At 44.5% G+C, this 15,464-nt stretch carries 12 protein-coding genes; 2 read left to right on the top strand and 10 right to left on the bottom strand.

All coding sequences use genetic code 11. The annotated features are described in order from the left end of the window. The first annotated feature begins 43 nt into the window (after window positions 1-43). Window positions 44-502 carry a hypothetical protein gene (locus tag WCW_RS00485; RefSeq protein ID WP_013181207.1) on the top strand — a complete coding sequence of 153 codons (459 nt, stop codon included), beginning with the start codon at window positions 44-46 and terminating at the stop codon, window positions 500-502. Window positions 503-518: 16 nt separating this feature from the next. Here the strand turns inward: WCW_RS00485 and WCW_RS00490 are convergent, their stop codons facing one another. Then, window positions 519-1,925 (bottom strand): hypothetical protein, encoded by a 1,407-nt coding sequence (locus WCW_RS00490; protein ID WP_013181208.1) that lies wholly within the window; start codon window positions 1,923-1,925, stop codon window positions 519-521. Further along, entirely contained in the window at window positions 1,925-5,023 is a 3,099-nt protein-coding gene (gene secA, locus WCW_RS00495; protein ID WP_013181209.1) for a preprotein translocase subunit SecA, read from the bottom strand. The genes WCW_RS00490 and secA overlap by 1 nt, the downstream gene beginning before the upstream one ends. Before the next feature lie 134 nt (window positions 5,024-5,157). On the opposite strand from secA, the gene WCW_RS00500 reads away from it, so the two are divergent. Then, window positions 5,158-5,901 (top strand): Bax inhibitor-1/YccA family protein, encoded by a 744-nt coding sequence (locus tag WCW_RS00500; RefSeq protein WP_013181210.1) that lies wholly within the window; start codon window positions 5,158-5,160, stop codon window positions 5,899-5,901. Here the strand turns inward: WCW_RS00500 and WCW_RS00505 are convergent. The 8 genes from WCW_RS00505 to WCW_RS00545 form a co-directional block, all read right to left on the bottom strand. Continuing rightward, window positions 5,879-6,793, bottom strand: coding sequence for a phosphatidylserine decarboxylase (locus tag WCW_RS00505; RefSeq protein WP_013181211.1), 915 nt, complete (start codon window positions 6,791-6,793; stop codon window positions 5,879-5,881). The two genes, WCW_RS00500 and WCW_RS00505, sit on opposite strands and share 23 nt — an antisense overlap. Further along, window positions 6,790-7,572 (bottom strand): TatD family hydrolase, encoded by a 783-nt coding sequence (locus WCW_RS00510; protein WP_013181212.1) that lies wholly within the window; start codon window positions 7,570-7,572, stop codon window positions 6,790-6,792. The genes WCW_RS00505 and WCW_RS00510 overlap by 4 nt, the downstream gene beginning before the upstream one ends. 93 nt (window positions 7,573-7,665) lie before the next feature. Continuing rightward, window positions 7,666-8,562, bottom strand: coding sequence for an OTU domain-containing protein (locus tag WCW_RS00515; RefSeq protein WP_013181213.1), 897 nt, complete (start codon window positions 8,560-8,562; stop codon window positions 7,666-7,668). 86 nt (window positions 8,563-8,648) lie between these two features. Continuing rightward, a complete protein-coding gene (locus WCW_RS00520) occupies window positions 8,649-9,290 on the bottom strand; it encodes a DUF6629 family protein (RefSeq protein ID WP_013181214.1) in 642 nt (213 codons plus the stop codon). Between the two features lie 12 nt (window positions 9,291-9,302). After that, entirely contained in the window at window positions 9,303-10,424 is a 1,122-nt protein-coding gene (locus WCW_RS00525; protein WP_013181215.1) for an iron-containing alcohol dehydrogenase, read from the bottom strand. Between the two features lie 68 nt (window positions 10,425-10,492). Next, on the bottom strand, window positions 10,493-10,876 hold the full coding sequence (locus tag WCW_RS00530; protein WP_013181216.1) for a hypothetical protein: 384 nt from the start codon (window positions 10,874-10,876) through the stop codon (window positions 10,493-10,495). Window positions 10,877-10,951: 75 nt separating this feature from the next. Beyond that, the gene (locus WCW_RS00535; protein ID WP_013181217.1) at window positions 10,952-12,949 is read right to left on the bottom strand and encodes a tyrosine-protein phosphatase; all 1,998 of its coding nucleotides are present in this window, start codon (window positions 12,947-12,949) and stop codon (window positions 10,952-10,954) included. 319 nt (window positions 12,950-13,268) lie between these two features. Continuing rightward, the gene (locus tag WCW_RS00545) at window positions 13,269-15,413 is read right to left on the bottom strand and encodes a protein-disulfide reductase DsbD family protein (protein WP_013181219.1); all 2,145 of its coding nucleotides are present in this window, start codon (window positions 15,411-15,413) and stop codon (window positions 13,269-13,271) included. Window positions 15,414-15,464 lie beyond the last annotated feature (51 nt).

Here is a 15,464-nt window from a genome sequence, read left to right on the forward strand (position 1 = left end):
GTAAGAATTAATAAATAAAAAAAATTTAACACATCGTAGGCATATGAGCACAAAGCAAAAGAAAAAGCTCTGCTGGAACTGTGAAGGACGCGTCTCGTTTGAAGAGGAGAACTGTCCCTATTGTTCCGTCTATCTGGGACCGGCAATTGAAAAGGATGGAAAACAAAATGTGCTTGCGCCTCCTTATCAAATTATCGAAGAGGAAGAGGACCTGGATGCTCTTGAATCCCCCTATCAGATCGAAGGGGACTCAGCCGCAGAAGAGGTGCCTGAATTAGATGAAGCAAAAAATGACATGCGACAGGTGGTGCTTCCTTTGGGAATGCTTTCTGCCGGTTCGCTCTTTTTTTTATTTGGATTGATGCTTCTAATTTTTTCCGATCATGGGACGTTGACGCTTTCCTGGAGCGCCGATTATTGGTATCTTTATGTTCTTTTAGCCCTCCCCGCCCTCTTTTTCGGCTGGGTGTCTTTGGGCCGTTCCGATTTACAAGGGGAATAATGATCGCTGCCAGGTTCTAAGAGCTCATAAGGCATTCGGAAGGAAGGCGATAACGCCTCGAGGATTCCGGACCCTCCTGCATTCTCCACTCTTCGATCTCTTTCTTGAGAATAAGTCCTGTGTAACGAGGCGGGTGGAAATACAATTTTTGAGGGTTAAAAAGATCGCGGAAAGAGCGAATCAAGGGTTTTACTTCGACCCCTTTGACTTTCAAATCTTTATCGACAATAGATCCACCTAAGATCCAATGAAGAATATTTAAGAAAATTGTTGCTGAGATATAGAAAATTTTGTGAACCAGTTTGGGTAGATATCTCATTGTTTTATCGTAGATTTTTTGCCATTTTATTGGGGTGATGTTCCTTAAGACAAAAGTGGAAGTTTTTAAATCAATTCCTGCAATCTTAGCTTTTTCATTGACATACTCTTGGCAATTTCCATTGAAGAGTTGAAAGTGCCGATTTTCTTCATTCATTTTGTCAGATTCGATCGATGTTTTAATCTTTTCGAACTGCTCTTTAGTGATTTCAACGGGGATGCGATGGATAGGAGTTGGCCACCACACGCTGACATCAGGCGACATCAAGTAACCTTTTTTGACTCTTAAAGGGGTGTGAAAGGTATCAATAGAACGGGTTTTTCCCGGACGATAAAGGCCTACTGAGTAAATCTCCCCTTGAGGCGTTTTCAACTCCAACCAAGAGTGATCGCCATTCAAACCAAATGAAGGATTACAGCATACTGTAAACTCAAATAGATAACGGTTTCCCCAATCAGGTTTGACTACTTTATAAGGGGTAAGTTTAGTCCAAGCATACATATCCCGCTTTTGAACTCCGTTTTGCCCATACAGCCACATTTGCCTGGGATTATCAGGGTGGTTTTTTCCCGGAAGAGGCAGCAGATCTATTTGATCTTTGATCACTTCCCAGGTTTGATATTTTCCTTCAAACATCAAAGAGATTTGCTGGTTCTCAGGATTGACGCGGATCTCATGGTCGTAGTCAGATAAATAACGTTCGAGATGGCTTTTTAATGCAAACTCTTCAAATTCCGGATTTGCAGAAAAAACTCCAACCTCAACGCCGAGCTTTGCTGCCAACAGCTGACGGCAGCAATCGCTGACATGAGGCTCAGAGAGTTGTTGAGGATTTAAAGATCTGAGGAATTTTCTTGCAACTTTCAGGGAATCATCTTTGACAGCTGCTGAGATCTTCATTCTTGGAAGATCGCGAATCTCTTGGTTCAGTACTTTTGCAATTTGTCCGATCCGTTTGAGGTGGTAATCGCGATCTTTCCAGAAAAAAAACCGATTCCATAGAGATCGCCTTTTTACGCGCCATTCGCCTGTTTTGCTTTTCGATGCGGAGAATGAATTCTCATGAGCAAGCGCACTGCCAATATTGGAGAGAAAAGGGCTCATTATTCGTCAGCCTGATGGATGCCGCAGCATTTTTTATATTTTTTTCCGCTGCCGCAAGGACAAGGATCATTGCGCCCCGTTTTTGGAGGAACAGTTACCGGTAGCTCTTTTTCAACTTCTTGTTGATTGAACTCTGTTGGCTTCATCGCTTCATAAGGCATGGGGGAAGGGGCTCCTTCCGTTATAGATTTCGGCACCTGTTCTCCAAAATCGCTTAGGAAAGAGCGGTTACGCTCCATTTGAAGACGGTTGAGAAGCTGCTCGATCTCTTGTGCTTCGGGAGCAATAATTTCAAAACGGAAGAGATCATGCGTGATCTCTTTGCGCACTTTCTTCCCAAACAGATCGAACAGGCGAAACGCTTCATGTTTGAACTCCATCAGAGGGTCTCGCTGGCCGACTGCCCGCATGTTGACATCGGATCTCAAGTGATCCATGGTTAATAGATGCTCTTTCCAGTCCTTGTCAATTTTTCTGATCATCAGATGGCGCAGCGCTTCGTTGGCCGGCTTGGAGGGTGCTTGCACCCCTTCGGGAAGGTCGTAGGCCACTTTGGCGTTTTCGTTTTCCAATCGCTTGCGGAATGCGTCGATAATTACATTGACTGCTTTTTGGGCGAGCTCTTCAGTGTCGGAGTGATCATCGTCGAATTCTCCCTCTTCAAAAGAGACCGGAAATTGTGTCATGATCCAGTTGCGGAAGCCCTCAGGATCCCAGCCCTGTTCATCTGTACGGCTATGGAAATGCTCTTCAGCGGCATCAACGCAGACGTGTTCGATCAATTCGCAGGCAACTTCTTCAATTAAATCCGTTTGCAGGATATCGTTCCGAAATTCATAGATTTCCTGCCTTTGCTTGTTCATGACATCGTCGTATTCCAGGGTATGCTTGCGGATTGTGTAGTTGCGCTGTTCTACCCTTTTTTGCGCCGTTTCGATCGATTTGTTCAAAATTGTTGCTGAAATGGGCTCTCCCTCGGGCGGGCGGAATTTTTTCAGGATCTGAGTCATCCGCGGAGAGGCAAATAAGCGTAACAGAGAGTCCTCAAACGAGACGTAGAAACGGGAAGATCCAGGATCTCCTTGCCTGGCGCAACGCCCTCTTAGCTGTCTGTCAATGCGCCGCGACTGGTGCCGAGTTGTTCCAATGACATAAAGCCCCCCTAATTCAGCGATCCCTTTTTCCAATTTGATATCTGTTCCGCGGCCTGCCATGTTTGTAGCGATGGTGATTGCACCTCTGCGGCCCGCCTCAGCAATGATTTCCGCCTCTTTCATGTGATTTTTCGCATTGAGAACGGTGTGCTCTAGTTTGTTCTGACGGAAGATGCGGGAAAGCTTTTCGGAAACTTCGACCGATTCTGTTCCGATCAAAATGGGGCGTCCTAATTCGTGGATTTCCTTGACGTCTTTAAGGATTGCGTTGTACTTCTCCCGTTCCGTCATGTAGATTTCGTCATTAAAGTCTTTGCGGATACAGGGACGGTGGGTTGGAATTTCCAACACCTCCATTTTGTAAATTTGTTTGAATTCTCCAGCTTCGGTGATCGCTGTTCCTGTCATTCCTGCCAGTTTTTCGTACATGCGGAAGAAATTTTGCAGGGTAATTGTTGCGTAGGTTTGCGTTTCCTTTTGAATTTTTAGCCCCTCTTTCGCTTCAATCGCTTGATGCAAGCCGTCAGAAAAACGGCGGCCTGGCTGAGGGCGGCCTGTATTTTCATCAATGATGACGATTTTTTCGTCCTGGACAATGTAATCGACATCCTTTTCCATCAAGAGATGAGCCCGCAGCATTTGGCGCAAATTGTGTGCACGTTCCTTGCGTTTTGCGTCTTCTTCCTGGATCTCCAAGCGTTTCTGCATTTTCTCTTCGTCGGTCAGAGAATTGTCGAGATCGATTTTTAGATATTCCTCACTGATGTCCAGCATGACAAAATCTTCGCCTTGGCCATCTCCATGGGTGAACTCATGCCACATCGCAATTCCCCTGTCGGTGAGCTCGTATTCACTGCTTTTCTCATCAACGACGACGTACAGCTCAGAAAGCTTCTCCGCCTTTTCTTCTTTGTTGCTGTCCGAATAATAATAGAGATCCCATTCGTCAATGGCTGCACGCGCATCGGGGTTTTCCCTAATGCGTTTGAGAATCTTGTTGCGCGGAGTTCCTTTGCTGACTAACCATAGCTTGCGGAACGCTTCTTCTTCTCTTTGTTTTTCCTCTTTTGTTTGCGATTTGTCCTGTGCTTCTGAACGATCGCCTAGGTCGATCACTTTTTTTGCCTCGGAAGCCAATTTTGAACAGAGGTCGCGTTGCCGGCGCACCAATTCCGAAACGCCTGCTTTGAGCTCGTCGTACATCTGCCGGCTTTCAGGAGCGGGCCCGGAAATGATCAGCGGCGTCCTGGCTTCATCGATCAAGATGGAATCGACTTCATCGATGATGGCGTAATAGTGTCCTCTTTGGACGAGTTCCTCTTTGCGTTTAGCCATGGAGTTGTCGCGCAGATAGTCGAAACCAAATTCTGAGGCAGTGCCGTAGACGACATCCTTTTTATAGAGCTCACGGCGCTCTTCCAGTGGGGTGTCGTTGGTCAGAGCCCCTGTTGAGATTCCCATCCAGTGCAAAATAGATCCCACCCATTCGCAGTCGCGTGCAGCCAAGTAGTCGTTGACGGTGACCAAATGCACGGGCTTTTCTGTCAGGGCGTTGAGGTAAAGAGGCATGATGGCCGTCAGCGTTTTTCCCTCTCCCGTGTGCATTTCAGAAATGTTGCCATTGTGCAGAGAAATTGCGCCGATGATCTGAACATCATAGGGGACCATGTCCCACTGCTGGTGATAACCGGAGACATGCACTTCAGTTCCCACATGGCGACGGCAGGCGTTTTTGATCGCTCCGAACGCTTCGGGCAGCAAATTGTCCAGCAATTCACCACTTTTCAAGCGCTGCTTGAATTCGTCAGTTTTTGCTTGTAGTTGTTCATCGCTTAACGATTTGTATTTTTCATCCCATTCGTTGACTTTGGAGACGAGTTTCGAGTAGCGGCGGACAATGCGGTCTTGTGCTGTTCCGAATAATTTCTTGAAAAAACTGATCATTGCAATACACGTGGTTATATTTTGTAATGAGGAGAAATAAATTTTACAGCAGAAAGGGGTTTAATTCAACTAGGGAACAATTGATTTGATGTGTTATCATCACCTTTCAGATTCTAATTTAAGGAGAAATAGCGATGAGATCTTCAAATCCTACATTGCAGCCTGAAACGTTTAGGCGGTCGGGTGTTGCAGCTCAAGGCGAAGAAATGACCATTCAAGGCGTGGTCAACAAAACTGGGCTTCTTCTGTTATGCCTCTTGATTTCTGCCGGATGGACATGGATGCAATTTTTTCAATCGGGAGGTAATCCTGCGGCAGTCCAAACCTGGATGTGGGTCGGCTTGCTGGGAGGTTTGGGGTTGGCAATTGCCACTGTGTTTAAAAAAGAGTGGGCTCCCGTCACTGCCCCTCTCTACGCTTTTGCCGAAGGGTTATTTATTGGAGGAATCTCCTCTATTTTTGAGGCAAGCTATCCAGGAATTGTTGTGCAGGCAACGGCGCTTACATTTGGAACAATGCTCGCAATGTTGGTGGCTTATCGCTCAGGGATGGTCAAGGCTACGGAGGGATTTAAGCTTGGCGTGGTTGCTGCTACAGGAGGGATCGCTATTGTCTACTTCATCGCCATTGTTCTCAGCTTTTTTGGAGTGAACCTTTCGTTTATTTACGGCAATGGCGCACTTGGTATCGGCTTCAGCTTGTTTGTTGTTGTGATTGCAGCACTCAATCTTGTGTTGGATTTTGACTTGATTGAACAAGGCGCCCAATACCGTCTTCCAAAATACATGGAATGGTATTGCAGCTTTGCTTTGATGGTCACGTTAATTTGGCTCTATATTGAGTTTTTGCGCTTGCTTAGCAAAGCGAGGAGCCGTTAGAGGCAATGCCCATTGATTGCCCCATTAAGCAGCGGATTTCGATCCGCTGCTGGGAAGCTTTCACTAGATCTTCGTCAAAAATGATCGTCTCCGGCTCAAAAAGAATGATGATTGAGGAGCCTCCAAATGAAAAATACCCTTTTTCATCCCCTTTTTGATAAGAGCGGCCAGGCGTAAACGTTTGATGGATCGCTCCGACATTTGTCGCTCCCACCTCAATAAACAATACCTTCCCAAACGTTTGCGAATCAAGATGTGTAATCATTCGTTTGTTTTCGGTAAAGATCCTGATATTTTTCCTTAGTGCTAAAGGGTTAACGGAGTAAAGATGTCCATTGATGAGTGAAGGGGGGGTGGGGATGCAGTCGACAGGGAAATGAAACCGGTGGTAGTCCGTCGGGCAAAGCCTGGCAATCACCATTGATCCCCTGGTGTACCGTTCAGCAAGCTCTCCATTTTGCAGCAGGGCCTGGAGATTGAATTTTCTTCCTTTGATCACATATCCATCTGTTTGCGCGATGTTGGAAAAGAAGAGGTAGCGGGCATCGGCCGGCATCACACCCGTTTCCTTTCTTTGATCGATCGGACGCGCTTCTGGTTTAAGCTTTCGGATAAAAAAATCGTTAAAAGAACTGAATGTTTCGGGAGAATGTAAGAATTCCGATGCGTCTATTTTATAGGATTCAATAAAGGGGATAACACGGCTCTTGGTCCAAAGCCTTTTTTGCCACCAACCGAATGCTTTAGAAACCAAAGAAGAGCGTGCAATCCATCGATTCAGTTTAGAGCCAACAGCATGATTATAGAGGAAGTGGATCGCCTTCTCGCCAAATACCTTCTCTTGCTCCAGTTTGCCAGTGTCTCGGTCGATGTATCGTATTGCATGTTTCATGATAACTTAAAAAGTGTTTTTGCGTTGTTGTATGTTGCAAGAGAGAGCTCCTCTAAAGAGATCCCTTTGATATCGGCAATGTATTGAGCTGTCTCTGGCAAATAGCTGGGCTCGTTGCGTTTTCCACGGTGTTTTTGAGGGGCAAGATAGGGAGTGTCTGTTTCGATCACCAGCTGTTCCAAAGGAACGATTTTTGCCACCTCGCGAAGTTCCTCGCTTTTCTTAAATGTCACAATTCCGCTTAAGGAGAGGAACCATCCTTTTTCAAGAACAGCCTCTGCTTCTTGCATTGTCCCAGTGAAACAGTGCAGCACACCCGGGGCATGCTGGCCGTCAACTCTGTACTCGGCATCCAGAATCTCGAAAAAATCGGCAAAGGCGTCGCGGCAATGGATCACTACCGGTAGGCTGGTTTCCAAAGCGAGATGTAGATATTTGATAAGAAATTTCTTCTGAATATCCTTCAGAGAGTGTTCATAGTAGTAGTCAAGACCCGTTTCTCCAATGGCGACAAGCGATCCTTGACGAGCATGTTCGGCTATAAAGGAAAAATAGAGATCTCCTTCCTTTTCCACATCGTGTGGTGTCGTAGCAGCTGTATGATAAATCCAGGGGTAATGCTTGGATAGCTCTATTCCTTTTTCCAGCGTCTCTTTATCTGTGCAGATATTCACGATGTGACTGACAGAGGCTTCTTCTGCACGCTTTAAGATCTCATTGATCTCAGGCCAAACTTGTGAGCTGGAAAGATGGGCGTGGGAGTCGATCAATTGGATCATACGATTAAAATTCCTGAAATGTTTAGCTAAATTGATGACGCGCCTTAACTATATATGAAGAGGGGAATTTTTTACACGTTGGCTTTAGGAGCGCTAGTTTTTTTTAGTTACAGGAATATAATGGCCCCAGACTCCTCTTGCCAGGTTCCCTAATCGGATTGTTTCCTCCGCTTTTCCATCATTTGGACGAATGGTGTCGCGTGTTATTTCTGAGCAAAGTTCATATCCTGTGTCATCTTTGCGTTGGTATTGATATTTTTCAAAATCTTTGTACTTCTCGTCCATTCCATCAAAAAGAGAAAGCTCAAAAGCCATGACGCTAAACACTTCTATGTTGACGTGATAGATATCAGCAATGAGTTGCAGACAGGTTTTGTTGCCCCAGATAGGCGCTCCTTCAGTGATCTCCCCTGTGCAGAGTCCGATGCGTTGGCAAAATTCTTCGTAGGTGTGCTCTACGTCTGTTTCTTGCAAGTTTCGATAACGGTCATGGCCGCAGGTTTCTAAGTGTTTTTTAATGTCTTCACGAATTTTTTTCTTTGTAAAATGGCTGCCGGGTTTTAGTCTATCGAGTTCTTGAGCAACCGCGTCGAAGAAACAGTCGCCGCTTTCTTCGGCCGTGCCGTGTTGATACCCTATGTTGTCCAACTGCCTTGAAAAGCCTTTGTACATCATTTTTTTCCATTCAGCTACCGGTTTCTGACTTTTTTGAGAGCCGGTGATTGGGGTCTTTAAAGTGGAGGTGGACTCTAACTTCTGTTTTCCCTGAGAGCTGACTATTGCAGCTTCTGGATTAGAGGTGGATTTAGAAACGTTGTAAAAGTGATGAGTTAAGGCTCGAAATGCGACAAATCCACCATATAAGGGAAAAATGACTGCTGCAATTGTGGAGACTAGCAGAATAATCCCTTCCTGCTTCCAATTCAACTCTTTGAAATTGGCCCAGGTGTTGAGCTCGGTTTTGGGATTGAGATAATCACTAATGCGCATCTATGTAGAACCTATAATTTAAGTTTTATTGATTTAATATTACTCTATTTGTGTTAAGATCTAATAAATTTTTAACAAAATTTTTTTCAAGAAACTTTTTTTTCTTGAGAGGCTCTTTGAAGGATTTGGTATAGCTGAATACTGATAGCTGCACAGAAAAAACACCAAACTGAAGTGAAAGCGTAGGTGTAGATGAGTTGAGAAATGATGAATGCGATCAGTAGGCTGATTCCAAAAATTTTCATTCTGGGAACACTGGAAAGAAAAATAGGAATAAATACGATCAGGCCGTAGAGAATATTTCCATATAGAGGCGTAAATCCGTAGTCTAGGCTTCTCCCTACAATTTGAGGCGTTATTCGGTAGTTGATCAAGTAGATAATGTCTATGTAGGAAATAATTAAGCCAATGAGGAAAACGGTTAAAAAGAGGATTTTTTTCCATTTTTCCTTTTCCGCAACAAAAAATGCGATCGGCACAAAAATCGGCCAGAAAAGCCAGGCGAAAAAAAGATAAAGGTTGACTGCTGCTTGGCTTAAAGGTGTTGAAACGAAAGAAGGGTGCATGTTAAGCCAAACAATCCCTTCGATAAGTTGTTGAGAGGCAAAGAATAAAGGAAAAAGCGCGACAAGAAAATATTTCTGTTTTTTTACCTGTTTAAGTGTCGTGATTCCTACAACACTTAAAATTGCTCCCACTGTAAAACTTGCTTCAGCTGAAAAACACATAGAAAATAATGATCAACTTTTGAGCGCTTTTAGATAAAGATCGGCAAAATCTTTTTCTTGAACCGGACGGGGGTTGTAGGAATGATAAGGCGTCTGATAGGCAAGAGCCGAAAGGTGCGCGACGTCGCCTTCGCTTACTCCAATCTCTTTTAATGAGCGAGGAAGTTCCAGGGTCTCCGCAAGCTCTTTGGTTGATCGGATAAAATCATGGCTCCAGATGGTGTCGGAAAGCTGTTGCAATTTGCGCGGGCTTTGAGGAATATTGAATTCTAATCCGTGCGGCAGCATGATTGCATTGGCAATTCCATAAGGGGTGTTGAACACTGAAGAAAGGGAATGAGCGGCAGCATGAATCACTCCCTGACCTTTTTGTTGTGCGACAGAGCCCATTAAGGCAGCCATCATCATCCCTGCCCGAGATTCCATATCGCCTTTTTTAACCGCTTTCGGCAGATGTTCAAAAACGAGGCGTACCCCTTCCAATGCGACTCCATCGCACATCGGATGAAAATTTTTTGCCAGAAACGCCTCAATATTGTTGGATAACGCGATGATGCCGGTTGAAGCGGTAATGGATGGCGGCAGTTCTAGTGAGAGTTCAGGATCTGCGAAGACTGCTTGAGCGATCAGCCTAGGAGAATAAATGGCCGCTTTTTCCGATGTTGCTTTATCCGTGATGACGCATCCGCGAGACACTTCGCTCCCTGTTCCGCAAGCCGTTGGAATCGTGATAAAAGGGGGGATTTTTTTTGAGATTTTTTCAGCTCCTCTTTTTTCTATCGAGTAGTCAAAAAGATCACCTGGATGATGGATTGAAAGGGCGATCGCTCGGGCAGCATCTATTGCTGTTCCACCACCGACTCCAATCACTGCGTCGCATCCATGTTTATTGTAGACTTCTTTTCCGTTTACCACTGATTGTTTCGTTGGTATGGAAGGGATATGGTCATAGATGATGCTTCCTCCAGACTGTTCGATGAGATTCGGAAAAAAGGGTTGTTTGGAGAGATTTGCATCAGTGACAAACAGGGGGCGGCGGATTGCTTGTTGATCGAGATAGTTTCCCAGTAGATTCGATACCCCTTGCCCAAAATTGATCAATGTCGGGAATTCAAAAACATAATGATCGGACATTCTGCACCTCCATGAGTTTGCAGAACATCCTAACTTAATTAGAGTGTATCGTCAATGAGCTAAACATGTCATTTTTCGACATCGGTGCCGCATTGCCCAGGAGGTCTGAAAGGACGGGATGACCCGGAAATCCAGTTGACAGAGACCGGAGCTGTTCCCTCATACGTGTAAATATCCATGTATCCATACTTTGGGATCCTTGTCGAACTCTCATGCAGTTTGAATTTTCCAGGCCTTTCTTCCACGCAGATGCTGGCCCATATTCTCTTAGGACAGGAGTTGTAGAATTTAATCACGTAATCGCTGCCGCTGCCCCTCCCAACCGTCATCAGCTGCAAGCATTCAGGCTCTTGAATAATGATATCTTCTTCATATTTTACCTCTTTCTCATCAGCGCTTGCCATTAGGGAGGCAGCTAGGAAAAGAGAGATCAAAAAAGTCATTCTAATCATTTTTACTCCCTGCCTGAAATAATTATAGAATGTACAAACAACGATGTCAATTAAATAATTTATTTGTATTATAGGTTAATCCGCTTGTATTTTACCGGCTATTTTAAGTATTTCTAATTCTAGCGCTGAGATCACCTGCATCCCTTGTTGAGGAGTTTGTACCATCTGAAAATCGCGTTGCGAGCGCACATCGGCAATGATGTTGAAAAGCATCTCTTTGGCATCCAAGCCACTAATTTTTCCTGTTTCGACTGCATCTTCAATCATGTCCATAGCTCCGCAAAAGACGATGAAAGTCCCTGTTCGCCCTACTCCTGCGCGACAGTGCACTTTCATCGGTGCAGGGTTGTCTCCATGCACCTCTCGATAGAGATCTCTTAAGCTAGTTAATACACTTGCGTTTGTTGCGCTGAAATCGCTCCAATGAGGGTAGTCGATCTGTGTGACGAAGCGGGGGGGTGTTTCTCCTGGTTGCGTGAGCTTGAATTGACGCAAGATAGCACCAGGAAAGTCTTCGATAAGGGTTTCATCAATGTGTTCCACTGTAATTTCATCTATCGTTGTCAATGAACCGATGTAGACTCCAGGCCCTGTTCCGGATTCCTCAGCTTCTTTTTCTTTTAAGACATAAGCAAGATGCTCTTTAGCCGCAATAAGGAGTATATCAAGCTCTTGTTTGTTCTTTTTGATTTCTTCGTTGTATTTTTTTATGTTCTGCTTAAGCTTATTGATTTGAGGGGCAGCATCTATTTCTGTTAATTCATTCTCCAAATGGTTAAGCTCGATTTCAGTTTTCGCTTTCTCTTTTTCCATTCTAGAAATTTTAGCGATCAACTCTTCTATCTTGTCTTTTTTTTCTATTCTTTTGAGTGTTTTTTCAGCTAGAAGACAGCGGTTTTGAAATTTTTTAATAGAAGGGTCTCCTTTTCTTACCGGCCAATAATCGCGGATCACGGGAAGATCATTGGAAAGAGGACAATGATTGGTGGAAAGCTTCATGATGGTTGCTCTTCCATCAGCTTCCCCTGCATCGTTCCACAACGAGAGCCAAACATCGTCCCTCGAATAATCTGTAGGAAGTTGGTGGCAGTCAAATTGATGTTTTCCCACTTTGATCGTGTTGCAATGAAAAAAGACGGGTTGGTCTCTTCTGATCAAAAGCTTAGCTGTTCTTTCTGCCAGATTGATTTCGTCAACAGAAGATTTTTTATGATTTTCCGAGCTTTTATGTTGAGGCCTGTTGTTTGGAGCTTTTATAAAATCGGATTTTTCTTTAAGCGATCTCCAATGGAAGAAGAAATTAAATTTTACTTCGGATAGTTGGCTGCACAATTTAAGCAACGCTTCTGTCTCCGGTTTCAACTCCCTAAGAGGGGTTACAGTCATGCTAAGCACTGCCGGAGGAGCAGTGTCTTCATCTTTGTCAATAGAAATTTTTTTAGAAAAGTTAGTCTCAAAGCAGGTAACGTCCTCTTCGCCCGAACAGCTGTCTTCAAAAGATTTGAAGAAAGAAAGTGGATTAAACACCGTGTATCCTGCTTCGCCTTCTTTTTTTTCCAGAGAGTGTTGTTCAGGGCCTGAATCGCCTTTAATGAACATTGTTAACTTTTTCTTTTCTTTAACGATGACGTAGCTTCCGATGGGGATTGAAGGCAACTTTAACGCATTCGATGCGGTCATTTGCGTCCATCCCATGCGATAGGCGGGATGGCTATCAAGATGATCTTCATCGAGTTCATTTAAAATGGTTTCCACTGTTTTGGACGTTGAGCTAGAAAAGGTTGTGCAGATGATTTCCGTCTCTCCTTTTGTTTTTTTTAATTTTTCTAAGGCTAGGCGGATTTCTCCGTTTTCAGAGATCGATTTTTTAGAATTTAAAACTTTGGAGACTAGATGAGTGATTTTATCGATTGTTGAATTTAGCTCGCCTTTGGAAATTTGTCTTCCGTTCCACGAATCGAGTGTTTCCCGGACAAACTGCTGAACGCTCTTGTCGTTGATTGAGCCCAGAATTTTTAATTGATCTTCCACAGTTGATTGACAGCTTGTTTCTCCTAATAGATTTATGCTCATTTTATGAATTTCTCCTATGTTTGATTGAAATAAACCTTATCTTAATGATTATTATAAAATAATACTAATCTATAAACCAATTTCAAGAACCGGAATTTATTGATTTTTGGGGATAGGGGAGAGCCTCATAAGAGGGGATTGCAAATCAGGAACCCATCCGTATATTGCTATTTGTGCAAATTTTTTTTCTTTTCGAGAGATTTTTTCGATCGCTTCGCAAGTAAAGCTTGGAAAAGCTTTGCAAGAAGCGATCGGAAAACAGAGCCGAAAAGAAGGGAAAGATGTCAAATTTGAATATACGGATAGGTTCAGGATACGATTACAGGTTCAAAGCATCCAACTTCTCAATCACGAGATCGGGAGTCAATACCTGGGGAAGAACTTCCACTTCGCGCTTCTCGTTGTAAAGAACGTAAAGAGGGACTCCGTTGCGACCGAATTTTTTCAGCCATTCAGTGATGACCGGATCAGATTTTGTCCAGTCTCCAATCATCCGGACCACCCCTTTTTGCAGAAATTTCTTTTCCACATTGTCCACTTCCAGCACAAGGTGGTTGGCTTGGCAGATCAAGCACCACTTTGCTGTGAAATCAATAAAAACAGGAATGCCTTGATCCTGGAGTTTTTCTAAAAGTTCGGGAGAAAACGGGATCCAGCGATCGGTTAGCTCGGATGGAGAGGCTTCGGCCATTGCGATTTCAGCATTTGTCAAAGGTGCAGGGCTGTTTCCGGACATGGAAGAAGCCTTTGTGATCGCATAACCTCCGATGATAAAGGTTGCTGAAGCCGCTGCAAGGCCGATCATGCGCGTGCGTTTTTTCATGACCGGTGTTCCCCATTTTCCCCAGATCCAGCATCCAATAGCGAGGAAGAAAAAGCCGATCAACAGAATAAATAGAGCCATGGTATCGGTTTGTGCGCCAAATACCCAGATGAGCCAAAGAACTGTGGCTAGCATGATAAAGCCCATGATCTCTTTGAATGTGATCATCCAGTTGCCTGGCTTAGGCATCCATCGGAGCAGGTTTGGAAAGGCTCCTAAAAGCAGATAAGGAGAGGCCATTCCCAGTCCAAGCGAGGTAAAGATTGTCAATGCTTGAAAAATCGGAAGAGTGACGGCGAAGCCAACGGCGGTTCCTAAAAAAGGACCTGTGCATGGAGTTGCGACAGCAGTTGCTAAGATGCCGCTTAGAAATGATCCTGTTAAACCATTGGCAGATTTCGTTGTTGCTTGCCCTGCTGCTGACGCCATGCCTGTTCCGATTTCAAAGACTCCAAACAAGCTAAGGCCGAAAATTAAAATAATTGCAGCGAGGATTCCGACGAATAAAGGTTCTTGCAGCTGAAATCCCCAGCCCACAGACTGCCCCCAGGACTGTAGCATCAACAAGACCCCTGCCAATACCCAGAAAGAGAGCAAAACTCCAAAAGAAAAAGCAAGGCCGTGTTGGAAGATTAACCGGCGGCTCTCTCCAGCCATCTTTACGAAGCTGAGAATTTTAAACGAGATGACCGGAAGCACGCAAGGCATGCAGTTGAGGATCAAACCTCCTAAGAATGCAAGGGCAATAGCCAGCCAAAGACTTCCACTGAACTTGTGCGCATCCCCTGAGGCTGCCGGATAAGAAGCGTTGTTCAGGTTCATTGCGACATCGGTAGAGTGATGGGGATCTAGTGAAACATAGATTTCGTAAGCATCTTTACCATTGAGAACGAGAACTCCTTTTAAAGGGTCTTTACTGCTGCTGCCCTGCTCCTTTAACAAAATGGTCGCATCATCTGCAATGACAGGATCGACAGAGATGTCGATTCTTTCCTCTTGCTCAGGATAAAAATTTGCGGAGACGATCTTTTCGGAAGTCTCGATCGGAATGCAGATCAGTCCGTTTTTCCGCTCCCCTTTTAAAGAATTCATCGCTTTTGGAAGCTTGCTACGCGCTTTTTCGAAATGGCCGGCGTGAACATCGTGAACCTGAATCTTATCTGTTGAAACGGCGAGAGTTGATTTGACATTGGCGCTGCCTGGGAGGCAAGAAGAAGAGTCGCAGACAACCCAGCTGATACTAGCTTCGATCTGAATTTCGGAATGGTCTGTTTTCGCCGGGGTGACTTTAGCAAGAAGGATCACTTCGTCTTCATAGCCGAAACCGATTGCTTCCATTGCTGTAAATTTTTTTGGACTTGGCCATTGGATATCGCTGATTGAGAAACCTTCAGGCAACGTCCACTCAATTTGAGGAGGCATGCCGGCATCTCCCGGATTTTTCCAGTAGGCGTGCCAGCCGTCGTCTAATTTCAATCTAACCCCTACCCAAAAAGGGGTGTCTGGGCGGATCGAGCGGGATTCGTAAATGAGCTCTGCTTGTACAGGGTCTTGGAAATGATCAAAGCTTTCTTGCGCAAAGCAGGCAATGGCAAAAAGTGTTAAGAAAACTGGAATGTATTTCTTTATTTGTGTAACCATAGGTTATCAAATTCCCGATTAGCGAAGGTTTAATTTCATTGAAATTTAACT

This window comes from Waddlia chondrophila WSU 86-1044, assembly GCF_000092785.1.
Lineage (GTDB): Bacteria > Chlamydiota > Chlamydiia > Chlamydiales > Waddliaceae > Waddlia > Waddlia chondrophila.